This window comes from Yersinia bercovieri ATCC 43970 (assembly GCF_013282745.1).
Taxonomy (GTDB): Bacteria; Pseudomonadota; Gammaproteobacteria; order Enterobacterales; family Enterobacteriaceae; genus Yersinia; species Yersinia bercovieri.
This window is the reverse complement of sequence record NZ_CP054044.1, coordinates 1324704-1348985: the sequence shown is the minus strand read 5'-3', so window position 1 is coordinate 1348985 and position 24282 is coordinate 1324704. Positions and strand designations below refer to the sequence as shown.

Sequence of the window (24282 nt, the reverse complement as noted above, 5' to 3'; positions counted from 1 at the left end):
AATAGATGCTAATCATTAGGTTACTTACATTTCTGTTGATTGTCATATAACTGAAATATTACGTACATTTTTCTGTCATTAAAGTGCCCTATTTTCCCTCCTGCACCATACTTAATCTGATGAAAACAATTTAGAGTTAATTCTAATATCCCATTAGGAGGGATTATGAAACTGATGCGTACCACCGTAGCCAGCATTGTGGCAGCGACTTTATCTATGACAACCCTGTCCGCGTTCGCTGCTGCAAGCCTGACAGGTGCAGGTGCGACATTCCCCGCGCCGGTGTATGCCAAGTGGGCAGATTCTTATCAGAAAGAAACAGGTAACAAAGTTAACTATCAGGGGATCGGCTCTTCCGGTGGTGTGAAACAGATTATCGCCAACACGGTTGATTTCGGTGCCTCTGATGCGCCATTAGCAGACGAAAAACTGGCTGCTGAAGGTTTGTTCCAATTCCCGACAGTGATTGGCGGTGTGGTACTGGCCGTGAATATCCCTGGCATTAAATCCGGTGAACTGACATTAGATGGTAAAACACTGGGTGATATCTATCTGGGCAATGTTAAAAAGTGGAATGACCCGGCAATCGTTAAATTGAACCCAGGTGTTAAATTACCTGATCAAAATATCGCGGTGGTTCGTCGTGCTGACGGTTCTGGCACCTCATTCGTTTTCACCAGCTATCTGGCGAAAGTGAATGCAGATTGGAAAGAGAAAGTGGGCGCAGGCTCTACAGTTAACTGGCCAACCGGTTTAGGTGGCAAAGGTAACGACGGTATCGCTGCTTTCGTTCAGCGTCTGCCGGGTGCCATTGGTTATGTGGAATACGCTTACGCCAAACAGAATAACCTGGCTTACACCAAACTGGTTTCTGCTGATGGAAAACCGGTTAGCCCGACTGAGCAGAGCTTTAGTGCAGCGGCTAAAGGTGTAGACTGGAGCAAAACCTTCGCTCAAGACTTAACCAATCAGAAAGGTGATGATGTATGGCCAATTACCTCAACAACCTTCATTTTGGTGCACAAAGTGCAGAAAAATGCAGCTAACGGCACTGAAGTTCTGAAGTTCTTTGATTGGGGTTATACGCACGGTGCTAAGCAAGCTAACGCGCTGGATTACGCCACACTGCCAGCCGAAGTTGTTGAGCAAGTCCGTGCTGCCTGGAAGACTCAGATTAAAGACAGTAACGGCAAACCAATCTTCTGATTGAAGTTAGTTTTCCCTGTAATAAGTTATTTATAAAATTACCTTATACCCAAAGTCATTGGAGTTGCAGGTAGGCGGCAATTGAGCTAATCCCGATGAGCTTACTGGTGTAAGTGATTCGGGTTAGTGAACGCAGCCAACACCCCTGCGGCTTCAAGTACTAAGGGGGTATAACACTCAGATGAGAAGAGAGTCTATGGCTGACAAGCCGACGATCAAAGCACCGAGTCGATACGGTGACATCATTTTCAGTGCGCTAGTTAAACTGGCTGCGCTGATTACCCTATTTCTGCTAGGCGGCATCATCATTTCACTGATTGTTGCCTCCTGGCCTAGCATCGAGAAGTTTGGTTGGGCCTTCCTGTGGACCAAAGAGTGGGATGCCCCGGCGGAACAGTTTGGTGCCTTAGTGCCAATTTATGGCACTGTGGTCACCTCGGTGATTGCCCTGATCATTGCAGTTCCGGTCAGTTTTGGTATCGCCTTGTTCTTAACTGAATTGGCGCCAAACTGGTTAAAACGCCCGCTCGGTATCGCAATCGAACTGTTAGCGGCGATCCCCAGTATTGTTTATGGCATGTGGGGCTTGTTTGTCTTCGCGCCCCTTTTTGCCCGCTATTTCCAGGAACCGGTCGGCAACGTAATGTCCGGCATCCCGATCGTGGGGGTACTGTTCTCTGGCCCCGCATTCGGGATCGGCATTCTGGCCGCGGGTGTCATCTTAGCCATCATGATTATTCCTTACATTGCCGCGGTGATGCGCGATGTGTTTGAACAAACGCCGGTGATGATGAAAGAGTCCGCTTACGGCATTGGCTGCACCACCTGGGAAGTTATCTGGCGCATTGTGCTGCCTTATACCAAAAACGGGGTTATTGGTGGCGTGATGTTGGGGCTGGGCCGTGCATTAGGGGAGACCATGGCGGTGACCTTTATTATCGGCAACACCTATCAGCTCGACAGTTTCTCACTGTTTATGCCCGGTAACAGCATTACCTCGGCGTTGGCGAATGAGTTTGCCGAAGCTGAGTCTGGCCTGCACACCGCAGCATTGATGGAGTTGGGGCTGATCTTATTCGTCATTACCTTTATCGTGCTGGCTTTATCTAAGCTAATGATTCTGCGTCTGGCTAAGAAAGAGGGGCGTTAAGATGGCGACGATGGATATGCAAAGTGATGCGACGCTGATGGAAACCCGCCGTAAAAAGCAGGCATGGCGTCGTCAAAAGAACCGAATTGCTTTATTGCTTTCAATGGCGACGATGGCGTTTGGTCTGTTCTGGTTAGTGTGGATTCTGTTCTCGACCGTCACCAAAGGTATTGATGGAATGTCGCTGGCGCTGTTTACCGAGATGACACCACCACCTAATACCGCAGGCGGCGGTTTGGCGAATGCGATTGCCGGTAGTGGGTTGTTAATTCTATGGGCGACAGTGATTGGTACGCCACTGGGTATCATGGCGGGGATCTATCTGGCCGAATATGGGCGTAAATCCTGGCTGGCGGAGATCACCCGCTTTATCAATGACATTCTGTTATCAGCCCCCTCTATCGTGGTCGGCCTGTTTGTCTACACCATCGTGGTTGCCAAGATGGAGCACTTCTCCGGTTGGGCGGGGGTAATTGCACTGGCGCTATTACAAGTGCCGATTGTTATCCGCACCACCGAGAATATGTTGAAGCTGGTGCCGGACAGCCTGCGTGAAGCCGCTTATGCACTGGGAACACCGAAGTGGCGCATGATTTCGGCCATTACGCTGAAAGCCTCTATCTCCGGTATTTTGACCGGTATCTTATTGGCGGTGGCGCGTATTGCTGGCGAAACGGCACCTTTGCTGTTCACCTCGCTCTCCAACCAGTTCTGGAGTACCGATTTGACTCGGCCAATTGCTAACTTGCCGGTCACCATCTTTAAGTTTGCCATGAGTCCATTTGCCGAATGGCAACAACTGGCCTGGGCCGGGGTGCTGCTGATTACCCTGTGTGTACTGTTACTGAATATTCTGGCTCGCGTTGTTTTCGCTAAGAAAAAGTATTAATTGGCTGAGAGAACATCAGCTATTAGCAATAGAAAATACCGATTCGCCAATAAATTCCAAAATGCGGCTCCGGCGGCATTGGCTAAAAGAGAGAAGTCTTGATGAGTATGGCTACTGACAGCAACAACAGCAAAATTCAGGTTCGCGATCTGAACTTCTACTATGGCAAATTCCATGCGCTGAAGAATATCTCGCTGGATATTGCCAAAAACCAGGTCACAGCATTTATCGGCCCATCAGGTTGCGGTAAATCGACACTGCTGCGTACATTTAACAAAATGTATCAGTTGTATCCGGATCAGCGAGCTGAAGGCGACATCTTGCTGGATGGCCAGAATATCCTGACCGACAAACAAGATATTGCGTTGTTGCGGGCGAAAGTGGGCATGGTTTTCCAAAAACCGACGCCATTCCCCATGTCGATTTACGATAACATCGCTTTTGGTGTAAAACTGTTTGAAAACCTGTCTCGCGCGGATATGGATGAGCGGGTGCAATGGGCGCTAACCAAAGCGGCACTGTGGAATGAAACCAAAGATAAGCTGCACCAGAGCGGTTATAGTTTGTCCGGTGGACAGCAGCAGCGCCTCTGTATTGCGCGCGGTATCGCAATCCGCCCGGATGTGTTGCTGCTTGATGAGCCTTGCTCGGCGCTTGATCCAATCTCCACTGGCCGAATTGAAGAGCTGATCAGTGAATTGAAGTCTGATTACACGGTGGTGATTGTGACCCACAACATGCAACAGGCGGCCCGTTGCTCAGATCACACTGCATTTATGTATTTGGGTGAGTTAATTGAATTCAGTGATACCGATACACTGTTTACTGCGCCACAGCAGAAACAGACGGAAGATTATATTACCGGTCGCTATGGTTGATAGGCCTATCCCCGTCATACTTCAAGCTGCATGTGCATTGGCTGCTTTCGTTCACCCCAGTCACTTACTTGAGTAAGTGACTGGGAATGCGCTCAATTGCCGCCCTCCTGCAACTCGAATTATTTAGGGTATATATCAATTTCTACTATTTATATGTACGGGAAGTATCATGGATAACCTGAATCTAAATAAACATATTTCCGGCCAGTTCAACGCAGAACTTGAGCATATCCGCACCCAGGTTTTAACTATGGGTGGGCTGGTGGAACAACAATTATCTGACGCCATCACCGCCATGCATAATCAGGACGGTGAGTTAGCCAAGCAGGTCATTGCTGGCGATAAAAAGGTCAATATGATGGAAGTAGCCATTGATGAAGCCTGTGTGCGCATCATTGCCAAACGTCAGCCAACCGCCAGTGATTTGCGGTTAGTGATGGCGATCATCAAGACTATTTCTGAGCTGGAGCGTATTGGTGATGTGGCGGATAAAATCTGCCGCACCGCATTGGAAAAATTCTCCCATCAGCATCAGCCTTTGTTGGTCAGCCTGGAGTCATTAGGTCGCCACACGGTGCAGATGTTGCATGATGTGCTGGATGCTTTCGCGCGCATGGATTTGGATGAGGCTATCCGGATTTATCGCGAAGATAGGAAGGTCGATCAGGAGTATGAGGGCATCGTGCGCCAATTGATGACCTATATGATGGAAGATCCGCGCACCATCCCCAGTGTGCTGACCGCGCTATTCTGCGCCCGCTCGATTGAGCGCATCGGCGACCGCTGCCAAAATATTTGTGAATTCATTTTCTACTTCGTCAAAGGGCATGATTTCCGCCACCTGGGCGGTGATGACTTAGAGAAACTGCTCTCCAATAAGAGTGAAAAATAATATATCCCCCAATCAGGCTGTGTATTGATACTTGATTGGGGGATGACTTTTACTAGACCAGAACACTTTAGTGAATATCATCCCGCCACTTGCATTATCCTCTAGGCTATTATCCAAAAACGTTAATTCCACATTGTTTTGTATTTGTTTATATTTCGCCATCAATTGATTGACATAATGCCATAGTCTTATGCTTATTTGTGTGGGTGTTGTTTTTGAGTGAATGTTTTTATGGAAATACAATTTCCGCTGCAATGGAAAACTATTTTCCGGGTTAAATTTAAAACTCAACTCAATTTCAGATCACATAAATTCATATCACTATTAATGCGTTTTTACACTGGGCGGGATAAGTGAACATGCGTCTGTATATACCAAAAAATGTGGCTCTTAGCCTGTTGTGGGTGCTATGGGGTGCAGCTTTAGTGGGTTATATGGTCTACAATTTATTTTTTTATCTTCTTCTTGCGCCTACTTTATTCCTCATTTTTATTCTGATAACTATTATGTTTAAAAAGAAAGAAAACAGTCATAACACGGTGTCTACAATGGTCAACTCTTCTCTACAATCCAATACACCACTATCTAACTCACCATCAGACTCAGTGAAGACCAACACGATTATCGCGGCGGGAACAAAAATAAAAGGAGATATTAATCTTGATGGTGATATTCAAATCTACGGTATGGTGAATGGGAATATTACGGTAAATGAAGGCACGATAAGGTTGATGCGCAGTGGCCAAATTGAAGGGAATTTAACGGCTCCCAACATGACGGTTGATGGGCGCATTGATGGTGTTTGTATTTCCGATCATCTGGAAATTTTAGAGAATGGCCGCTTAAACGGCATTGTAAAAGGCAGTAATTTCTCCATTAAAAAAGGCGGCATTTTTATTGGTCAGTCAGAGATTACGGAAGAGTCAGTTAGTCTGCCTCGAAAAGTCAAATCTGCAGTCATGGAGAGTCAGGAAAAACCCAAAGCAGCAGTGGCAATACCTGATGCCCCTGATGACAGTAAATAATTCTGCCTGATGACATTTTTCAAACATATGGTAATGACACGACTAGGTCGAAATGTGCGGCTACAATCGTGTCATTAGCCCATGAGAGCAGAATGAATATTCACTGTTTTTATATGGATAAATTGAAGTGGAGGTTTTATGGGCACCCCATCCTCCGGCGTTTCACTTACCATATATCCCGCTCTCTTTCCCAATATAATTAGTCTCATTCACTGAGATTAATTAGTTATAAATATATCGTTTTATATTATTTCCTGACCTAACGATGAGTTGCTAGCTTATGCATATCGCAACATCTCAATCATCTTAGGAGCTTTCAATGAAGCAATCTCTGACCACCAAAAAAAGCGCTTTGGCATTAACCTTGCTAGCTGGTCTGGCGACACTTTCTGCTGCAGCTCACGCCGATAAGTTAGATGACATCAAGCAAGCGGGTGTGGTGCGGATTGCCGTTTTTGATAGCAACCCCCCATTCGGCTATATCGATCCGCAGAGTAAAAAACTGGTGGGCTATGATGTGGATGTGGCGAACGCGATTGCCAAAGATTTAGGGGTAAAAGTGGAACTGCGGGCAACTAACCCGGCTAACCGTATTCCACTGCTGACCTCGAAGAAAGTCGATCTGATTGCGGCCAACTTCACCATCACTGATGAGCGCGCCAAGGAAGTTAACTTCAGCCTGCCCTATTTTGCCACCGGTCAGAAATTTATCGCCCATAAAGGGGTGCTGAAAACGCCGGAAGATATCCGCAAATTACGTATCGGCGCCGATAAAGGCACGGTGCAGGAGATCACTCTGCGTGAGCACTACCCCACAGCAAAAGTGATCTCTTATGATGATACACCACTGGCATTTACTGCCCTGCGTAATGGTAACGTTCAAGCCATCACTCAGGATGATGCAAAATTAGTGGGGCTGCTGGGTAACTTGCCTGCGGCACAAAAAGCAGATTTTGAGATTTCACCCTTTAGTATCACCAAAGAGTATCAGGGCGTGGGTATTCCTAAGGGCGAAGAGCGCTTAACCGCAACAGTGAACGAAACACTGGTTAAACTGGAAAAAGAGGGCGAAGCGGCAAAAATTTATGACCGCTGGTTCGGGCCGGCAACCAATGCCGCTCAGCCAAGAGGTGAGTTTAAATTTGCACCTTTAGATCAACAACCTAAAGCCTGATTTCGCGTGGAACACCAAGGCCCTGCATGATGATCATGCGGGGCTGTTTGCATTACAACGGGTATAGAGATATATGAATCTACATCATCTCACCGACTGGCTGCTAGCCCCGCAATATCTCGGCTGGCTGTGGAGCGGTTTCCTGCTTACCTTGTGGATCTCCGCCTGCACCGTGGTGGCCTCGACGCTATTGGGCTTTTTACTGGCAGCGGCCAGAGATAGCGAAAATAGAGCGCTACAGTGGTTTGCCATGGGGTACAGCACTCTATTTCGCAATACGCCGCTGTTGATCCAGCTGTTCTTTTGGTACTTTGCCGCCAGCCAACTCCTGCCCGCCAGTTGGATCCCCTGGCTGAACTCTTCCCATGAAATCACTCTGCTCGGGTTAACCCTGAACTGGCCCTCTTTTGAGTTTTTAGCCGGTTTTATCGGGCTGACCCTCTACTCCACGGCGTTTATTGCTGAGGAGCTGCGAGCTGGTATCAGCGGGGTGGCGAAAGGGCAAAAATATGCCGCCCATGCGCTGGGGCTAACGGGCTGGCAATCGATGCGCCATGTGGTGTTGCCACAGGCGTTGAAAATCGCGATGCCGCCATTGCTGGGCCAATATATGAATATTATTAAAAACTCCTCTTTGGCGATGGCGATTGGTGTGGCCGAACTCTCCTATGCATCCCGTCAGGTGGAAACCGAGACATTGCGGACGTTTCAGGCATTTGGCGTAGCAACGGTGCTGTATATCGCCATTATTGCGCTGATCGAGGCGTGGGGTATGTGGCGTCAACAACGAACTGCCATCAGAGGGCATTAAGATGGATTTTACGATTATTGCCGATAACTGGAGCTATCTGCTGTGGGGCACCTATCCGGATGGCCCGCTGGGTGGGGCGGCATTAACTGTGCTGATCAGCATCATGGCGGGGGTCGCTTCCGCTATTTTAGGCACTCTATTGGGGGTGGCGCTGGCGATGTCTCGTGGTGTCTGGGCGGGCATATTGGCGGCTGTTTTAGGTTTTTTCCGTGCTATTCCCGTGATTATGCTGATTTTTTGGACCTATTTCCTGCTGCCGATCGTGTTTGGCGTGGATATTCCCGAAATCACCACCGTGGTGTGTGCGCTGGCGTTGATTGCATCCGCCTATCTGGCTCACGCAGTGAAAGCCGGAATTGTGGCGATCGGTGCGGGTCAGTGGCAGGCGGGTCTGTCACTCGGCTTTAACCGCTGGCAAGTTTTAGGGTTTGTGGTGCTGCCGCAAGCCCTGCGCATGATGGTGCCATCATTTATTAATCAATGGATCTCATTGATTAAAGATACCTCGTTGGCTTATATCGTCGGGGTGAATGAGCTGACGTTTTTGGCGACTCAGGTCAATAATCGCAGCATGGTTTACCCGATGGAAGTGTTTCTGTTTGTGGCGCTGGTCTACTTTGTTCTCTGTCTGGCGCTGGATCTACTGGCGAATGGCCTTAACCGCCGTTTCAGCCCGCAACACGTCATTAAGCAGCAAAGCGCCATTAAAGGTGCATGGCGCTGGTGGCGAAATAAAGTGGCACTGCCAGTCACTAGTCGTGGGTGATACGCCAGCCTTTTTCACGCCATAAATCAGGTAGTTGCTGCATATCATCGAACATGGTGACTAGCGGGTGGTGGATCGGCTGATTGTGCGGATCGGCGCAGTAGTAAAAGACCGGAATACCTGCCGCGATCCCGGCGTGTGTTCCGGCAGCGGAGTCTTCCACCAGAATGCAGCGCTCAGACGCGACCTGCATCTCTTTCGCTGCATGGTAAATCAGCGCCGGATCGGGCTTCCAGCGTTGAATGTCGTAGCCGCTATAGAGCCTATCTTCAAAGAAGGGGCGCAAGCCCGTCAGGCCAAGGGAGTGCTGCATCTTGCTCACCGGCCCGTTGGATACCACACAAACCGGCAGCGTAATTTGCTCTAGCAGCGCCTTTGCACCGGCGATCGGTTGCAATTGGGCATCAAATAAGCGGGCGACTTCTGCGCGATAGAGTTTTTCCAGTGTTTCAATCGGTTGGTTCAGGCCGTTCTCTTTGCTCACCAACGCGACGATCTCATTCAATTTCACGCCTTTAAAGCGCTTAATCACCTGCTCCAGTGATAAGTGAATGTCGTAATGGGCAAACATCACCACATAAGCCTGGCAGCACAGCACTTCGCTATCCACCAGGGTGCCATCGCAATCGAACATTACGCAATCTATCTGGTTCACTCAATTTCCTTATTTTCGTATCTATATAATCGAGACTTACCCCCTACTTACTTTAATCATCCTGGCTCAGAATGCGATACATAATTACCCTGCTAGCAATATAACGAATATTAAACGAATAAAATTCAATGCGTTGAGTGATGAGGGTTAGCACCATGCAGATGTTGCGCAACAGAGGCGATAAAAAACAGACAAAAAAGAGTGTGATCCCGCTCTTAAGATTGGTTTTTTGTTATAGGATGTTCCCAACTATCACTCCCTTCTTGTGGAACGCCTTATGAGTAAACCAAACCTTGATACTGAGCAGGGGCTGCTCGAACGTGTTTTTAAGCTAAAGCAACACGGCACCACGGCACGCACTGAGCTGATCGCCGGTATCACCACCTTCCTGACCATGGTCTATATCGTGTTCGTTAACCCACAGATTTTAGGGGTTGCGGGGATGGATGTGCAGGCAGTATTCGTCACTACCTGCCTGATCGCCGCTTTTGGCAGCATCTTTATGGGCTTATTGGCGAACTTACCGGTAGCACTGGCACCGGCGATGGGGCTGAACGCTTTCTTCGCTTTTGTGGTGGTTGGCGCGATGGGCATTTCATGGCAGGTTGGCATGGGGGCGATTTTCTGGGGCGCAATCGGTTTCCTTTTGCTGACTATTTTCCGCATTCGCTATTGGATGATTGCCAACATCCCGCTGAGCCTGCGCGTGGGGATCACCAGTGGTATCGGCCTGTTTATTGCCATGATGGGGCTGAAAAATGCCGGTATCGTGGTTGCAAACCCAGATACATTGGTGACCGTGGGTAACCTGACCTCTCACAGCGTGCTACTGGGGGCGCTGGGCTTCTTTATTATCGCGATACTGGCATCACGCAATATCCATGCTGCGGTGCTGGTTTCTATCGTGGTGACCACCCTAATTGGCTGGGCGCTGGGTGATGTACACTACTCGGGTATTTTCTCCATGCCGCCAAGTGTGACCTCGGTGGTCGGGCAGGTTGACCTGGCTGGGGCGCTGAATGTTGGTATGGCGGGGATCATTTTCTCCTTCATGCTGGTTAACCTATTCGATTCATCCGGCACATTGATTGGCGTGACGGATAAAGCGGGCTTAACCGATGATAAAGGCAAGTTTCCGCGCATGAAACAAGCGCTGTACGTCGATAGTATCAGCTCTGTTGCCGGTGCTTTTATCGGCACTTCGTCAGTGACGGCCTATATTGAAAGCTCCTCCGGAGTTTCTGTCGGTGGCCGTACCGGCCTGACTGCCGTGGTGGTGGGTATCTTGTTCCTGCTGGTGATGTTTATTTCGCCACTGGCGGGTATGGTGCCCGCTTATGCCGCCGCCGGGGCGCTGATTTATGTGGGCGTATTGATGACCTCCAGCTTATCCCGCGTGAAGTGGGATGATCTGACCGAAGCGGTTCCGGCGTTTGTCACTGCCGTGATGATGCCGTTTAGCTTCTCAATTACCGAAGGTATCGCGCTGGGCTTTATCTCTTATTGCCTGATGAAGTTGGGTACTGGCCGCTGGCGTGAAATCAGCCCATGTGTGGTAGTGGTGGCGCTGCTATTTGTGCTGAAAATTGCTTTTGTTGACCACTGATCGCCGGTGATTGACCTCTGATCTTGCCAACGCCCCCTTTCGACACGAGGGAGGGGGCGTCTTATCGATAATCTTAAGCTTTCAACTGAGCGCTGATTTGCTCCAGTGCCTTGCTGGCACATTGCGCATCCAGATGCCCACTACCCGCAGGCTTATGGGGAGCAGAGATAAAAACTTACTTTTCGCGCACTCGATCAATGTAAGTGGCAAAGGCAGCAAGCTGTTTTGTCAGGAAATCCAGTGTCCCTTGATCGGAAAGCTCTTTGGCTTGCTCATCCACTTTGCTTTGAATCACCCCGCCCATAAATTCAGGCTTATTCATCACCATTGCATCGAGGAAGACCAAAATTTGGCGCAGATGGTATTGGCAACGTGCACCGCCAATCGGCCCCATAGAGCTGGTTTGAATCGCCACGGGTTTGTTCGCCAGCGGCTGATTGGGTAAACGGGATAGCCAGTCGATCGCATTCTTCAAGCCGCCGGGGACGGAGTAGTTATATTCCGGCGTCACGATAATTACGCCATCCGCCTGACGGATTTGCTCCGCAATGGCCTGAACCGTGGTTGGGAAGCCATCTTCCTGTTGTACATCAGCATCATAAAGCGGAATATCGCGAATAGACGGCAGGGCTTCGATGGTGAAACCCGCAGGTGCTAATTTAGGCAGCGCACGGGCGACCATGGCATTGTAAGAACCACTACGCAGGCTACCTAGCAGGGTAACGATTTTAAGGGGTTGCTGTGACATGACATACTCCCATTGAGTAAATGAGTAACACTGTTTCACCACCAGAGTAGGACAAACTTGCGCGATATCACAATGACTATCTACCGCTCCCCCCCTGAAAATTTCACTTAACTGTTTGTCATCCGTCGATTAATTACACTGAAATTGTGATCGACGGATAAAAACGGAAAAATCGTTTCAATCCGTTATCAAGTCTGCGCGCGGAGTGCCGTTAATAGATCTGGAGCTATCCAGCTCTCTGACATTGAGCGACACGATAATGCTAAAAACCACTCAAGCCCGATTCACCTTACTCGTTAGTGTGTTTTTCATTCTTTTGCTAATCATCACCCTGGTGGTGATTCAGCTTTTTATCACACCACAACTCAAACAATCGGAAAGCACTATTGTTGGCAATAGCGTTGACCAAATTGCGACGGCCATCACCGCGCAAATGAATAAAGTGGAAGCCCAGGCCCGCAGTATTACCCAGGCGGTTGCCATTATGGACAGCAGTACCATCGACTCACTATTACCGGGCTTGGTGGATCAATACGGCGACAGCAATGTATTCGGCGGCGGTATTTGGCCTCTGCCCAATAAACGTGAGCAAGGGGTGGCGAAATTCAGCACCTTTTTTGCCCGTAATGGGGAAAATAAGTTAACGGTTAACACTCATTGGAACTCGCCAGAATCGCAAAATTATTTTGAGCAGTCGTGGTACAAAGATGGCTTAAATGCGCCGAAAGGCTTCTGCGCCTGGGCTAAAGCCTATCAGGATGACGCCAGCCCGCAGCCGAGAACCAACTGTGCGATGGCGATTTATAAAGGCAACGAGGCATATGGCGTTTCAACCATTGACGTCACTTTAGGCTTCTTTAACCGCCTGGTTAAAGAGATGGAGCAGAAAGTGAACGGCACCATTCTGATTGTCGAAGCGGATGGTAAGATTGTGGGTAGCAGCGCCTTGGCTGACGGCAAAGCAGAGCTAAAAAATCTCTCTGATTTTGCCGCTAGTTTGCCGATGGCGGCCGAAACCCAGCGGTTGTTGCCACAAATGAGAGAGCAAAAATCGCTGGAAAGCGAATTTGATGTCGATGGCACCTCACACACCCTGTTTATCCGCCCGATCGCCAATAGCCCATGGTATTTGGTCACTGACTTGCCAACCAGCTTATTGGTCAAACAGAGCCACAGTATCCTGATGCATCTGGGGCTAGTACAGATTCCTATCATGCTGTTATTGCTGATTTTCCTGGTGTTCTCTATCCGCGTATTTATGAAGCGCTTAGCGAATTTGAAAGAGAATATCACCGCATTGTCTGCGGGCGGGGCCGACTTAACCCAGCGCTTGCCGGAAAGCAGCAGTCCGGAGTTCAATGCCATTAACCAGAGTTTCAATGCTTTTATCGACTATTTGCAGCAAATGATGCGCCAAGTCGGTGAGAGCAGTTTGGCTATTGCATCGGCATCACGTGAAATCGCCAGCGGTAATCTGGACTTGTCTGCCCGTACCGAAGATCAGGCCAGCTCAATTGAAGAGACGGCGGCTTCGATGGATGAGCTGACCAGTACCGTGAAGCAAAATGCGGATAACGCCAGCCATGCCAACCAATTGGCGATGGATGCTTCAGCCGTGGCGGTGAAGGGCAGTACGGTAGTGAAAAAAGTGGTGGATACCATGGGTTCCATCAATCATTCATCGAAGAAAATTGTCGATATTATCAGTGTGATTGACAGTATTGCCTTCCAAACCAATATATTGGCACTGAATGCGGCAGTGGAGGCCGCCAGAGCGGGTGAGCAGGGGCGTGGTTTTGCGGTGGTCGCATCGGAGGTGCGTAATTTAGCGCAACGTTCGGCAACTTCTGCCCGCGAGATTAAAAAGCTGATTGAAGATTCGGTGTCTGATATTGCGATTGGTACTGGCTTAGTGGCCGATGCGGGCACTACCATGGATGATCTGATGAGCGGTGTTTCCAATGTGGCGGCACTGATGAATGAGATTATGTCATCCAGCCAGGAGCAGAGTTTGGGGATCGAGCAGGTTAATTTGGCGATTAATCAGTTAGATAACGCAACTCAGCAAAATGCGGCGCTGGTGGAGCAAGTGGCGGCAGCGGCTCAAGCCATGCAGGATCAAACCTTGCAGTTGGAGAGTGTCATTAGCGGCTTTAAGGTTTAATTAACTACGGTATTTTTGCTGAAATTCTTAGTGACTCGATCTTAAATGGTGAGGATAGGTAGAGGAGTAAAGCGTCTGCGCCAGGGATGGCGCGGCTCGAGCCATCAGGGAGGCGTGTTTTTAAAAAAGAAGTACGGCGTCTTTACGATCTACCTATTCTCTCCGCCGCAGGCACTTTGCGTATAAATCTAACTCTCTTTGGCTTACTCACGGCGAATTTTACTGGCAAATAAATTGCCCAGTGATTGGATTAACTGCACAGTAATAATTAATACAATGGCGGTGGTGATCGTCACAAAAGTATCAAAACGCTGATAACCATAAGTAATAGCTAAATCCCCGATCCCGCCGCCGCCCACAGTTCCCGCCATTGCTGTTGCACCAATTAAGCCAATGGTGGCGGTGGTCAGGGCCAATATTAACGATGACAAGGCTTCGGGTAACAGAAAATACCAAATCGCCTGCAAAGGGGTCGCGCCCATTGATTTTGCGGCCTCCAGAATTCCGGGGTTCACATCTAGTAATGAGTTCTCTACCAGCCGGCCAATATAGGGCGCGATAAAAATAATCAGCGGCACAATCGCTCCCGGTGTCCCAATAGTGGTATTCACAATCAGGCGTGTTAGCGGAATAATCGCCACCATCAGAATAATAAAGGGCAGTGATCGGATGATATTGATCACGGGATTGAGAATATTATAAAAGGCACGGCTCTTAATTAATCCACCCGGCCGAGTTACCACCAGTAAAATTCCCAGTGGTATACCAATAAGAGAACCGATCACCAATGAGATACTGACCATCACCAGTGTGTCGTGTAGCGCTTGAATAAATTGGTCTAGTGTAATGGCGGTTTCGATCATCAATTTATTTCCTGTATATCAATACCGGTTTCCGTCAGATAACTGACAGCACCATCAATGGTATGATTCTCGCCGGTTAATAACAGCACCATGTGGCCGAGGGTGGTGTCCTGTATCTCTGACATGTTGGCAAACAGAATATTAACGCCAATGTCATACTGCTTGATAAGCTGATTGATCACCGGCTGAGTGGCTATTGACCCCATAAAGGCTAATCGGAATTGGCGGCCTGCATGGCTGTTATTCAACAGCTTTTTCACACTCTCAGGTAAGCTATCTTTTATTACGGTGCGGACGAAATTAAGGGTGGTGGGATGAGTTGGGTGACCAAACACCGTTAATACCGATCCTTGCTCAATAATTTGGCCGTTCTCCATCACTGCCACCTTATTGCATATTTTTTGAATCACTGACATTTCATGAGTAATCAGCAAAACCGTAATGTTGTATTGCTGGTTGATTTTCTTTAGCAATAATAAGATCTGGGCGGTTGTTTGTGGGTCCAGTGAGGATGTGGCCTCATCACATAATAGGATCGACGGATTGGTTGCCAGGGCGCGCGCAATACCCACCCGTTGCTTCTGGCCGCCCGATAATTCGTTAGGGAAGCTATGGCTTTTATCACCTAAGCCAACAAAATCTAACAGTTCAGCAACGCGTTCCTGAATGAATTTTTTGTTTTTCCCCAATAGAATGAGCGGCATAGCGACATTTTTAAAAACTGTCTTTGATTCCAGTAAATTAAAGTTTTGGAATATCATGCCAATATTTTTTTTCAGCAGCCGTAGCTGCTCATGACTAAAGTCATGCAGATTTTTACCATCAATAATGACATTACCTGATGTCGGGCTTTCCAGCGAATTGACCATCCGTAATAAGGTGCTTTTCCCTGCTCCGCTATAACCGATGATGCCAAATATATCGCCATCTGCGACGGTTAAACTGACATTATTCAATGCCTGTAGTTTGATACCTTGGCGTTCAAAGGTTTTAGAAATATGCTGAAGCTCAATCATCGGCTTATTCCATTAGTTCAGATAATCAGGCAGCATATAACCCGTATACTTTTCGTTTTCCAAAATGTATTTTTTGAATTCAGGTGAGTGATATCCGGCAATAATATCTTTAGCAAACTCAGCATCCTTATTTTTACCGGCAACAGTAACCACATTAACAAATTGTGTAGTGGGTTTTTCAAGTTGCAGAGCTGAGGTGAGTTTTATTCCGTTAGAGACGGCAAAGTTACCTTGAATAGCACCAAAGTCGACATCAGGTAGCGCCCTGACTTGCTGGGCATTATCCATCTCTTTGATCACCAAGTGATACGGATTTTCCGCAATATCTTTCTGCGAGAAGGTCGCGGGATCAATTTTCTCTTTCAGCTTTATCCAGCCAATGGATTGCAGTAAGAGTGCCGCGCGGTACTCATTTGAGGGTTGGTTCGGGACTGAAATCCATGCGCCATCTTTGGGTTTATCCTCTTTTTGGTGCTTATTGGAATATAGCCCCATGGGTGGCGTTGGTACCTGAACAATACCCGTATTATCTATGCGCAGCCGGTCATTTATTGCTTGCAGATAAATCGGATGCTGCATGATATTGCCATCAATCTCACCAGTGCTGACCGCATTATTGACCTGAATGCCATCATTGAAATCTTTATATTCAATGCTGTAGCCTTTTTTTATCAGATAGGGGGCTACGCCCTTCTCAAATTGTTCTTTATAGGGGCCGGGATTAAACCCTAACTTAATCAATCTCTGCTCCTCACTGTGAGCATTCAGCGAAGTTAAAATAATTAAGCTAAGGAGAGGTACTGCCACTGAAGGTATTCTCATCATCATTTCCCTGTGGAATAAATATTAATTCAGTATCTAAAGGAGAATTTATTCACAAGGTTGCAGGCGATTGCGCTATCCGTAAACGAAGAATATAGACTTAGCTTATCCATTATAAAGCTATAGCGGTATCAAGGAGAGTATAAGAGAGGGGGATATAAGATTATTATCAACCCGCTGCGCGGTCAAGTTGCAGCGCAGCGGGTTTTAGTGCGATAAACCTGAGTTTAGCCCTGAATCAGATTCGGGATTTTCACATCAGGATTAACATCGGCGTCATAGTCCACACCGTCGATCGAGAAACCGAACAGATTGAGGAATTCGGTTTTATAGCCAACAAAATCAGTTAGTTGATAGATGTTGTCATTGGTAACTTGATCCCACAACTGCTGCACCTGGCTTTGAACTTCAGGAGCCAGCTCTTTGTAGTCTGCGCGCAGACGGCCCTCTTGATCCATATGTGGCGCGTTGCCACACAGGCTATCTTTATACAGCGAGTAGACCTGCTCGATACAACCTTCGTGAGTGCCTTTCTCTTTCATCACTTTGAATAACAGTGACAAATAGAGTGGCATCATTGGAATGGCAGAGCTGGCTTGAGTCACAACCGCTTTCAGCACTGACACACGGGCATCACCGCCGCCGTGGGCTGCCAGGCTATCGCGGATAGCCAGTACCTTTTGGTCCAGATCCTTTTTGGCTGCGCCAATGGAGCCGTTCCAGTAGATATCATGGGTGATCTTCTCGCCCAGATAGGTGAAGGCGGTGGTTTGCGCACCTTCCGCCAGCACGCCGGCTTCCAACAGCGCATCAATCCACATCTGCCAGTCTTCGCCACCCATGACCGCAACCGTGTTGTCGATCTCTTCCTGGGTAGCCGGTTGCAGTACGGCTTCTTTGATCACTTCTTTGTCGGTATCAAGACCACGGAACTTAACTTCATGACCGATAGGTTTCAGTGTGGAGTTGAACACTTCACCGGTTTTTGGGTGAGTACGGCGTGGTGAGGCCAGGCTGTAGATCACCTGATCAACTTGACCTAAATCTTGTTTGATAGCATCAATGGTCAGCTGTTTAATCTGATCGGAGAAAGCATCACCATTGATACTCTTCGCGTACAGACCTTTTTGCTCGGCAAACTTATGGAATGCCGCGCTATTGTACCAACCAGAGGTTGCGGGTTTGCTCTCTTCGCCAGGACGTTCGAAGAAAACACCCAAGGTATCGGCACCACAACCAAATGCTGCTGTGATGCGGGCTGCCAGCCCGTATCCAGTTGACGCACCAATCACTAATACTCGTTTTGGGCCATTAGCGATGGGGCCTGCTGCGGTGACATAGTCGATTTGCTTTTTGACGTTGGCTTCACAGCCCGCCGGGTGAGCAGTCACACAGATAAAGCCGCGTACACGTGGTTTTATAATCATGGATACCTCAAATTTAGGGATATAGTTAAGTGTTCGAGTCACTGGCAGTGCTGATTTTGCTCGCTCAAGCCGCTGCACAGTTCAGACACATAGAGCAAGATTATCAAAATTAGCGATAATCTGCTCCCGCGCTAGCGCATCACACTCATTTTCCAATACAAAAACTGGAGAAAATGCGCCCCAGTAAGTCATCCGAGCTAAATTCACCGGTAATTTCACTCAATGACTGTTGTGCTAACCGTAACTCTTCAGCCAGTAGTTCACCGGCGTAAGCGCTTACTAACTGTTCGTGGCCCTGCACCAAATGCTGTGCGGCTGTTTCCAGTGCCTGCAAATGGCGGCGGCGAGCCAGAAAACCGCCTTCGGTGTTGCTGGTAAAGCCCATACTCTGCTTCAAATGGTTGCGCAGCAGGTCAATGCCTTCGCCTGTTCGGGCGGATAAGCGAATTAGTGAGTGACCATTCACTTCTGTTAGCCCCAGCGTCTCACCGGTGATATCCGCTTTATTGCGCACCACAGTGATGGGGAGCGTCGAGGGCAAGCGCGCCATAAACTCCGGCCAAATCGCGGCGGGTTCAGTGGCATCCGTGGTGGTGCCATCAACCATAAACAGCACTCGGTCGGCTTGTTCTATCTCATTCCATGCCCGTTCGATGCCAATGCGCTCAACTTCGTCACTGGCTTCGCGTAAACCGGCGGTGTCGATGATATGCAGTGGCATCCCATCGATATGAATATGTTCCCGCAATACATCACGAGTGGTTCCTGCAATATCGGTGACAATCGCGGCTTCACGGCCTGCTAACGCATTGAGTAAGCTAGATTTACCGGCATTAGGGCGGCCTGCAATCACCACTTTCATCCCTTCGCGCAGCAGACTGCCTTGGCGGGCTTCAGTGCGCACCTGCTCCAGCTCGGCCATGACGCCGTTTAGCTGGCCTTCAATTTTGCCATCGGAAAGGAAGTCGATTTCCTCATCTGGGAAGTCAATGGCAGCCTCGACGTAGATTCGCAGGTGAGTAAGTGCTTCCACCAATTGATGGATGCGAACTGAAAACGCCCCCTGCAATGAGTTCACCGCCGAGCGCGCGGCTTGCTCTGAACTGGCATCAATCAAGTCAGCAATCGCCTCTGCTTGTGCCAAGTCCAGCTTGTCGTTGAGGAATGCGCGTTCAGAGAACTCACCCGGACGGGCAATGCGCAGCCCTGGCAGGGCCAGAATGCGTTTTAACAGCAGATCCAGTATCACGGGGCCGCCGTGACCTTGTAGTTCCAGCACGTCCTCGCCAGTGAAGGAGTTCGGGCCGGGGAAGTAGAGAGCAATACCTTGATCCAGCGTACTGCCATCGACATCTTTAAATGGCAGATAATCGGCATAACGTGGTTTGGGCAATTTGCCCAAAACCGCCTGCGCGACGGCGGCGGCAGCACGACCTGAAACACGTAAAATACCCACGCCACCACGGCCTGGCGGCGTTGCTTGTGCGACGATAGTATCAGTGGCGCTCATGGTAATTTCTCTCTTTAACTTATTGTTTTTGCACAAGCCTGAATCACGAAAATCAGGCTTGTGTAAAAAGAATAAGGCGGTCATATTGACCGCCTTGATACCCTGCTTACTTGAGGTTACAGCGTTTTGTTAGCTGTTTATCTACCTGGCCCATCCTTGGGCCTCTGCAACGCCAATTAATTTGGGTATCTATCTATTACGACTGTTTTTTCTTATCGCGGCTGTGTAAGCCACGTTTTTCCAGACCACGATAAATCAGCTGTTGCTGCAGGATGGTCACCAGGTTACTGACGATATAGTACAGTACCAGACCCGCCGGGAACCACAGGAAGAACACCGTGAAGATGACTGGCATGAAAGTCATGATCTTCTGCTGCATCGGGTCAGTCACGGTGGTCGGTGACATCTTCTGAATGAAGTACATGGTGATACCCATCAGAATTGGCAAGATGTAGTACGGGTCTTGTGCTGACAGGTCATGAATCCACAAGATGAACGGCGCGTGGCGCAATTCAACCGAGCTCATCAACATGTAGTACAACGCCAGGAAGATAGGCATCTGAATGACCAGCGGTAAGCAGCCACCCAGTGGATTAACCTTCTCAGCTTTGTACAGCGCCATCATCTCCTGACTCATGCGCTGCTTATCGTCGCCGATACGCTCACGCATGGCGGCCAGTTTAGGCTGCAGCAAACGCATTTTCGCCATCGAGGTGTATTGCGCCTTCGTCAGCGGGTACATGATACCGCGCACGATAAAGGTGATGACAATGATGGAGAAGCCCCAGTTACCGACAAAGCTGTGAATGAATTTCAGCAGTTTGAACAGTGGCTGAGAAATAAACCATAACCAACCATAATCAACCGTCAGATCCAGGTGTGGCGCGATGGCTGCCATTTTGTCCTGAATTTCCGGGCCAACCCACAAGGTGGCACCCAGTTGTTTCTGCTCACCCGGTTGAATGACGACGGGCATGCCTTTGAAGCCGATAGCAGCCAGACCGTTACCCAAATCAGCAGAGTAGAAGGTGTTGGTTTCGTTAGCCGCTGGAATCCACGCTGTGGCGAAATACTGCTGCAACATTGCAACCCAGCCACCTTTGGTGGTGATGTCTAAACTTTTGTCTTCGATATCACTAAAGCTGTATTTTTTATATTTAGTGTCATCAGAAGAGTAAGCGGCACCACGATAAGTATGCAGCGCAAAGTTATTGCTGCCAGTATCACGGTGTTTAGGCAAGTTGATGCTCTGCTTCAATTGGCCAAATAGCGTCAGTTCCAATGGGGCATCTGAGGCATTTTTAACGTGATAATCCACGCCAATGGCGTAGTCGTTACGTTTTAGCACAAAAGTTTTGGTGAAAACGGAGCCATCTTTGCCAGTGAAGGTCAATGGAATGCGCAGTTCATCCTGACCATCGGCTAAGACAAAGCTGGTCTGTGGCGCTTCAAATAGCGGGCGCTCACCGTTAGCTGGATTATCCGGGCCGCTTTTGCCTGTCAGACCGCTTTGCGCCTGATAAACGAAAGCTGGTGTGGTTTCCAGTAATTCGAAAGTTTTGTCTGAACCCAGAGCATCCGGGTAAGCCAGCAGGTTAGCCTGCTCGATGTCACCGCCACGGGTATTAATGGTCAGAGACAGCACATCAGTTTTTACAGTAATCAGTTGACCCTGACCACTGGCTGGCACGGCCTGACTTGCTTTATCACCGGTAGCAGTATTCGCAGTCTGTTGCGTGGTCTGGGCCGCTGGTTGTGGATTGTTATCCACTTGCCAGGCTTGCCAGATCATGAAAGACACGAACAGCAGAGCGATGAGTAGAAGATTGCGTTGCGAATCCATCGTTAGTGTTCTCTGTTATCGTCGGGTTTCGGCGGCACGGGATCATCGCCACCTGGGTTCAAAGGGTGGCATTTTAATACGCGTTTCAGTGTTAACCAACTGCCTTTTATCATGCCAAACCGGCGCAATGCCTCAATTCCGTAATGAGAGCATGTCGGATGGAAACGACAGCGCGGCCCCAGCAGCGGACTAATCACGAGCTGATAGCCCCTGATTAGCCCGATCAGGATGCGGGAGCCTGGCGACAGTGGCGACGCCATAATTTTTCCAAAGCTTCCGTCAACGCACGGTTATCGAGGTCAGCCACACCCTTTTTCACCAAAACGACAAAATCCATAGACGGCAACGTGTGCTGATGTAAACGGAAGCTTTCGCGGGTTAGGCGCTTTATCCGATTACGTTCGTGAGCACGTTTGACATGTTTTTTGGCGACGGTAAGACCGATGCGGGGATGCCCCAGCTCGTTCAGGCGGCCGAGGATGGTGATTTGCGGCGTGCCAGCCCGTAGTGGCTGCTGGAAGACGAAAGTGAAATGACTGGGAGTTAACAAACGTAACTCCCTAGGAAATGCTAGCTTAACCACTGAGATGGTTAGCTTTTATTACTTAGAAACAGTCAGACGAGAACGGCTTTTCGCACGACGGCGAGCCAGAACTAGACGACCATTTTTGGTGGCCATACGAGCACGGAAACCGTGGCTACGGTTGCGCTTCAATACGGACGGTTGGAAAGTGCGTTTCATAGCGATTTCTACCTAAACTTAAAATAATTACTGATTCAGTAAACGCGTTTGGCTGCTCGGAGTGAAGACACCGACGCCTCAATCGCAACATATAAAGAAGCGGGATTGTAATAATTGTACAGTCCTGAGTCAATTGACATTGCGCACGCCCGCACAGAAGTTTTCTGTATCGGGAGTTTACCAAGAGCCTGTCCGTGTTTACTGCTGGTCTCTTTTTGACCTGGGCCATCAAGATAACAGTCATCACACGTAGGGCTGAGGATTATACGGACTCCCGAATAAAGCGCAAGGATCGCTGTGAGATCCTTTGTGGAATAATGAGGATCAGTTGCCGGAAAAGGGGAAGGTGGAACCAGTATAATCTGAAATATTTCGCGATCGTTGACGATGAGGGGCACGAAAAGCTGTGCGCTGGGTTACACTCCCGGCAGAAGTTATGCCCTGTGGATAAAAAGGATCTAATCTGTGAGGAAGGGGAGGATCTATTGCTCCTTTTGCGCTATGATCCGCCATTCCGATCGCATCTACTACTCTGGGATCACTACTCCGGGATCGCGGGGAGATGTTAGTCGTAAAAACAACCGAAAAACGGTTCGCATGTCACCTTGGCTTGCTACAGGCCTATTGGCGTGTGTCAAAAACGATGAGTTGCAAAAATCCTGATTTCTTTCTTTTATTGATCTTGTTCGAGTGGAGTCCGCCGTGTCACTTTCGCTTTGGCAGCAGTGTCTTGCCCGATTGCAGGATGAGTTACCTGCCACAGAATTTAGTATGTGGATACGCCCCCTACAGGCGGAACTGAGTGACAATACTCTGGCGCTTTACGCCCCTAATCGTTTTGTTCTGGACTGGGTCCGTGATAAGTACTTAAACAATATCAATGGCTTACTTAATGACTTTTGTGGCAGCGAGGTTCCCTTACTGCGTTTTGAAGTGGGGAGTAAACCGGCGGTAAGAGCGGCACACAGTCATCCAGTTACAGCCAGCGTTAGTGCGCCTGTCGCTCCGGTTACCCGCAGCGCACCTGTGCGCCCGAGTTGGGATAGTTCGCCCGCTCAGCCTGAACACTCTTACCGTTCGAATGTTAACCCGAAGCACACATTTGATAACTTCGTTGAGGGTAAATCGAACCAACTGGCCCGGGCAGCAGCACGTCAGGTGGCTGATAATCCGGGGGGGCGTATAACCCGTTATTCCTCTATGGCGGTACAGGTTTGGGTAAAACTCACCTGTTACATGCTGTGGGGAATGGCATCATGGCCCGTAAAGCCAATGCCAAAGTGGTTTACATGCATTCAGAGCGTTTTGTGCAAGATATGGTCAAAGCCTTGCAGAACAACGCGATAGAAGAGTTTAAGCGCTATTATCGTTCGGTTGATGCACTATTAATCGATGATATTCAGTTCTTTGCCAATAAAGAGCGTTCGCAGGAAGAGTTTTTCCACACCTTTAATGCCTTGCTGGAAGGTAATCAGCAGATCATTTTGACGTCAGATCGCTATCCAAAAGAGATCAATGGCGTAGAAGATCGTCTGAAGTCGCGGTTTGGCTGGGGCCTGACGGTAGCTATCGAGCCGCCGGAACTGGAAACCCGTGTCGCGATTCTGATGAAGAAAGCGGATGAAAATGATATTCGCTTGCCCGGTGAGGTCGCGTTCTTTATTGCCAAGCGTCTGCGTTCTAACGTGCGTGAGCTGGAAGGGGCATTGAATCGTGTGATAGCCAACGCCAATTTTACGGGTCGGGCAATTACCATTGATTTTGTGCGCGAAGCGCTGCGCGACTTACTGGCATTGCAGGAAAAGCTGGTTACTATCGATAATATTCAAAAAACTGTTGCTGAATATTATAAAATTAAGGTCGCTGACCTACTCTCCAAACGGCGTTCACGTTCGGTAGCCCGCCCACGTCAAATGGCGATGGCGTTGGCGAAAGAGCTAACCAACCACAGCCTGCCTGAAATCGGCGATGCGTTTGGTGGCCGCGACCATACCACGGTGTTGCACGCCTGCCGGAAAATTGAGCAGTTGCGTGAAGAAAGTCACGACATCAAAGAAGATTTCTCTAACTTAATCAGAACATTATCCTCCTAGCG

General features: G+C 48.8%; 22 protein-coding genes and 1 pseudogene. 12 read left to right on the top strand and 11 right to left on the bottom strand.

Features of this window, described 5'->3' with window-relative positions:
- The first annotated feature begins 165 nt into the window (after positions 1–165).
- From pstS to HRK25_RS06060, 9 genes are all read left to right on the top strand, one after another.
- Complete coding sequence (pstS, locus tag HRK25_RS06100; RefSeq protein WP_005271513.1) at positions 166–1206, top strand: phosphate ABC transporter substrate-binding protein PstS; 1041 nt, start codon at positions 166–168, stop codon at positions 1204–1206.
- Positions 1207–1402: 196 nt separating this feature from the next.
- Complete coding sequence (pstC, locus tag HRK25_RS06095; protein WP_005271515.1) at positions 1403–2356, top strand: phosphate ABC transporter permease PstC; 954 nt, start codon at positions 1403–1405, stop codon at positions 2354–2356.
- A gap of 1 nt (position 2357) precedes the next feature.
- Positions 2358–3245: a phosphate ABC transporter permease PstA gene (pstA, locus tag HRK25_RS06090; protein WP_005271516.1), complete on the top strand. Its 888-nt coding sequence runs from the start codon at positions 2358–2360 to the stop codon at positions 3243–3245.
- Between the two features lie 101 nt (positions 3246–3346).
- Positions 3347–4123: a phosphate ABC transporter ATP-binding protein PstB gene (pstB, locus tag HRK25_RS06085; RefSeq protein ID WP_032896692.1), complete on the top strand. Its 777-nt coding sequence runs from the start codon at positions 3347–3349 to the stop codon at positions 4121–4123.
- Positions 4124–4292: 169 nt separating this feature from the next.
- Complete coding sequence (phoU, locus tag HRK25_RS06080; protein ID WP_005271518.1) at positions 4293–5015, top strand: phosphate signaling complex protein PhoU; 723 nt, start codon at positions 4293–4295, stop codon at positions 5013–5015.
- Between the two features lie 359 nt (positions 5016–5374).
- On the top strand, positions 5375–6040 hold the full coding sequence (locus HRK25_RS06075) for a bactofilin family protein (RefSeq protein ID WP_005271522.1): 666 nt from the start codon (positions 5375–5377) through the stop codon (positions 6038–6040).
- A gap of 319 nt (positions 6041–6359) precedes the next feature.
- Positions 6360–7214: an ABC transporter substrate-binding protein gene (locus HRK25_RS06070; RefSeq protein ID WP_005271525.1), complete on the top strand. Its 855-nt coding sequence runs from the start codon at positions 6360–6362 to the stop codon at positions 7212–7214.
- Positions 7215–7287: 73 nt separating this feature from the next.
- Positions 7288–8025 carry an amino acid ABC transporter permease gene (locus HRK25_RS06065; protein WP_005271528.1) on the top strand — a complete coding sequence of 246 codons (738 nt, stop codon included), beginning with the start codon at positions 7288–7290 and terminating at the stop codon, positions 8023–8025.
- 1 nt (position 8026) lies between these two features.
- A complete protein-coding gene (locus HRK25_RS06060; protein ID WP_005271531.1) occupies positions 8027–8791 on the top strand; it encodes an amino acid ABC transporter permease in 765 nt (254 codons plus the stop codon).
- Here HRK25_RS06060 and yieH read toward each other — a convergent pair.
- On the bottom strand, positions 8778–9446 hold the full coding sequence (yieH, locus tag HRK25_RS06055) for a 6-phosphogluconate phosphatase (RefSeq protein ID WP_032896694.1): 669 nt from the start codon (positions 9444–9446) through the stop codon (positions 8778–8780). The genes HRK25_RS06060 and yieH overlap by 14 nt on opposite strands.
- 277 nt (positions 9447–9723) lie before the next feature.
- Between yieH and HRK25_RS06050 the strand changes: the two genes are divergently transcribed.
- Complete coding sequence (locus tag HRK25_RS06050) at positions 9724–11052, top strand: NCS2 family permease (RefSeq protein ID WP_005271534.1); 1329 nt, start codon at positions 9724–9726, stop codon at positions 11050–11052.
- A 175-nt stretch (positions 11053–11227) separates the two neighbouring features.
- Here the strand turns inward: HRK25_RS06050 and HRK25_RS06045 are convergent, their stop codons facing one another.
- The gene (locus tag HRK25_RS06045; protein WP_032896696.1) at positions 11228–11800 is read right to left on the bottom strand and encodes an NADPH-dependent FMN reductase; all 573 of its coding nucleotides are present in this window, start codon (positions 11798–11800) and stop codon (positions 11228–11230) included.
- A gap of 259 nt (positions 11801–12059) precedes the next feature.
- Between HRK25_RS06045 and HRK25_RS06040 the strand changes: the two genes are divergently transcribed.
- Positions 12060–13964: a methyl-accepting chemotaxis protein gene (locus HRK25_RS06040; protein ID WP_005271537.1), complete on the top strand. Its 1905-nt coding sequence runs from the start codon at positions 12060–12062 to the stop codon at positions 13962–13964.
- 203 nt (positions 13965–14167) lie between these two features.
- Here HRK25_RS06040 and HRK25_RS06035 read toward each other — a convergent pair whose 3' ends face one another.
- From HRK25_RS06035 to rpmH, 9 genes are all read right to left on the bottom strand, one after another.
- A complete protein-coding gene (locus tag HRK25_RS06035) occupies positions 14168–14827 on the bottom strand; it encodes a methionine ABC transporter permease (RefSeq protein ID WP_032896698.1) in 660 nt (219 codons plus the stop codon).
- Positions 14827–15843, bottom strand: coding sequence for a methionine ABC transporter ATP-binding protein (locus HRK25_RS06030; RefSeq protein ID WP_005271538.1), 1017 nt, complete (start codon positions 15841–15843; stop codon positions 14827–14829). The genes HRK25_RS06035 and HRK25_RS06030 overlap by 1 nt, the downstream gene beginning before the upstream one ends.
- A gap of 12 nt (positions 15844–15855) precedes the next feature.
- Positions 15856–16665, bottom strand: coding sequence for a MetQ/NlpA family ABC transporter substrate-binding protein (locus tag HRK25_RS06025; protein ID WP_032896700.1), 810 nt, complete (start codon positions 16663–16665; stop codon positions 15856–15858).
- A 227-nt stretch (positions 16666–16892) separates the two neighbouring features.
- Positions 16893–18092 carry an enoyl-ACP reductase FabV gene (gene fabV, locus HRK25_RS06020; protein ID WP_032896702.1) on the bottom strand — a complete coding sequence of 400 codons (1200 nt, stop codon included), beginning with the start codon at positions 18090–18092 and terminating at the stop codon, positions 16893–16895.
- A gap of 145 nt (positions 18093–18237) precedes the next feature.
- Positions 18238–19602 (bottom strand): tRNA uridine-5-carboxymethylaminomethyl(34) synthesis GTPase MnmE, encoded by a 1365-nt coding sequence (gene mnmE, locus HRK25_RS06015; RefSeq protein ID WP_032896730.1) that lies wholly within the window; start codon positions 19600–19602, stop codon positions 18238–18240.
- Between the two features lie 196 nt (positions 19603–19798).
- Positions 19799–21445, bottom strand: a complete 1647-nt coding sequence (gene yidC / locus HRK25_RS06010; RefSeq protein ID WP_049601081.1) for a membrane protein insertase YidC — start codon at positions 21443–21445, stop codon at positions 19799–19801.
- 2 nt (positions 21446–21447) lie between these two features.
- Positions 21448–21705 carry a membrane protein insertion efficiency factor YidD gene (gene yidD / locus HRK25_RS06005; RefSeq protein WP_032906726.1) on the bottom strand — a complete coding sequence of 86 codons (258 nt, stop codon included), beginning with the start codon at positions 21703–21705 and terminating at the stop codon, positions 21448–21450.
- Positions 21669–22028, bottom strand: coding sequence for a ribonuclease P protein component (gene rnpA / locus HRK25_RS06000; protein WP_032814795.1), 360 nt, complete (start codon positions 22026–22028; stop codon positions 21669–21671). Before rnpA ends, yidD begins: the two co-directional genes overlap by 37 nt.
- A gap of 18 nt (positions 22029–22046) precedes the next feature.
- Positions 22047–22187 carry a 50S ribosomal protein L34 gene (gene rpmH, locus HRK25_RS05995; RefSeq protein ID WP_019212655.1) on the bottom strand — a complete coding sequence of 47 codons (141 nt, stop codon included), beginning with the start codon at positions 22185–22187 and terminating at the stop codon, positions 22047–22049.
- A 702-nt stretch (positions 22188–22889) separates the two neighbouring features.
- On the opposite strand from rpmH, the pseudogene dnaA reads away from it, so the two are divergent.
- Positions 22890–24280, top strand: a pseudogene (gene dnaA, locus HRK25_RS05990) (chromosomal replication initiator protein DnaA).
- The last annotated feature ends 2 nt before the right edge of the window (positions 24281–24282 follow it).

Excerpts from the sequence above, each read along its gene's own strand:
- HRK25_RS06070 (WP_005271525.1), top strand. The coding sequence starts at position 6,360 with ATGAAGCAATCTCTGACCACCAAAAAAAGCGCTTTGGCATTAACCTTG.
- HRK25_RS06045 (WP_032896696.1), bottom strand. The coding sequence starts at position 11,800 with ATGTCACAGCAACCCCTTAAAATCGTTACCCTGCTAGGTAGCCTGCGT.
- HRK25_RS06025 (WP_032896700.1), bottom strand. The coding sequence starts at position 16,665 with ATGAGAATACCTTCAGTGGCAGTACCTCTCCTTAGCTTAATTATTTTA.
- HRK25_RS06035 (WP_032896698.1), bottom strand. The coding sequence starts at position 14,827 with ATGATCGAAACCGCCATTACACTAGACCAATTTATTCAAGCGCTACAC.
- HRK25_RS06050 (WP_005271534.1), top strand. The coding sequence starts at position 9,724 with ATGAGTAAACCAAACCTTGATACTGAGCAGGGGCTGCTCGAACGTGTT.
- HRK25_RS06040 (WP_005271537.1), top strand. The coding sequence starts at position 12,060 with ATGCTAAAAACCACTCAAGCCCGATTCACCTTACTCGTTAGTGTGTTT.
- HRK25_RS06060 (WP_005271531.1), top strand. The coding sequence starts at position 8,027 with ATGGATTTTACGATTATTGCCGATAACTGGAGCTATCTGCTGTGGGGC.
- phoU (WP_005271518.1), top strand. The coding sequence starts at position 4,293 with ATGGATAACCTGAATCTAAATAAACATATTTCCGGCCAGTTCAACGCA.
- pstB (WP_032896692.1), top strand. The coding sequence starts at position 3,347 with ATGAGTATGGCTACTGACAGCAACAACAGCAAAATTCAGGTTCGCGAT.
- HRK25_RS06065 (WP_005271528.1), top strand. The coding sequence starts at position 7,288 with ATGAATCTACATCATCTCACCGACTGGCTGCTAGCCCCGCAATATCTC.
- pstC (WP_005271515.1), top strand. The coding sequence starts at position 1,403 with ATGGCTGACAAGCCGACGATCAAAGCACCGAGTCGATACGGTGACATC.
- HRK25_RS06075 (WP_005271522.1), top strand. The coding sequence starts at position 5,375 with ATGCGTCTGTATATACCAAAAAATGTGGCTCTTAGCCTGTTGTGGGTG.
- fabV (WP_032896702.1), bottom strand. The coding sequence starts at position 18,092 with ATGATTATAAAACCACGTGTACGCGGCTTTATCTGTGTGACTGCTCAC.
- pstA (WP_005271516.1), top strand. The coding sequence starts at position 2,358 with ATGGCGACGATGGATATGCAAAGTGATGCGACGCTGATGGAAACCCGC.
- mnmE (WP_032896730.1), bottom strand. The coding sequence starts at position 19,602 with ATGAGCGCCACTGATACTATCGTCGCACAAGCAACGCCGCCAGGCCGT.
- HRK25_RS06030 (WP_005271538.1), bottom strand. The coding sequence starts at position 15,843 with ATGATTGAGCTTCAGCATATTTCTAAAACCTTTGAACGCCAAGGTATC.
- pstS (WP_005271513.1), top strand. The coding sequence starts at position 166 with ATGAAACTGATGCGTACCACCGTAGCCAGCATTGTGGCAGCGACTTTA.
- yidD (WP_032906726.1), bottom strand. The coding sequence starts at position 21,705 with ATGGCGTCGCCACTGTCGCCAGGCTCCCGCATCCTGATCGGGCTAATC.
- yidC (WP_049601081.1), bottom strand. The coding sequence starts at position 21,445 with ATGGATTCGCAACGCAATCTTCTACTCATCGCTCTGCTGTTCGTGTCT.
- rpmH (WP_019212655.1), bottom strand. The coding sequence starts at position 22,187 with ATGAAACGCACTTTCCAACCGTCCGTATTGAAGCGCAACCGTAGCCAC.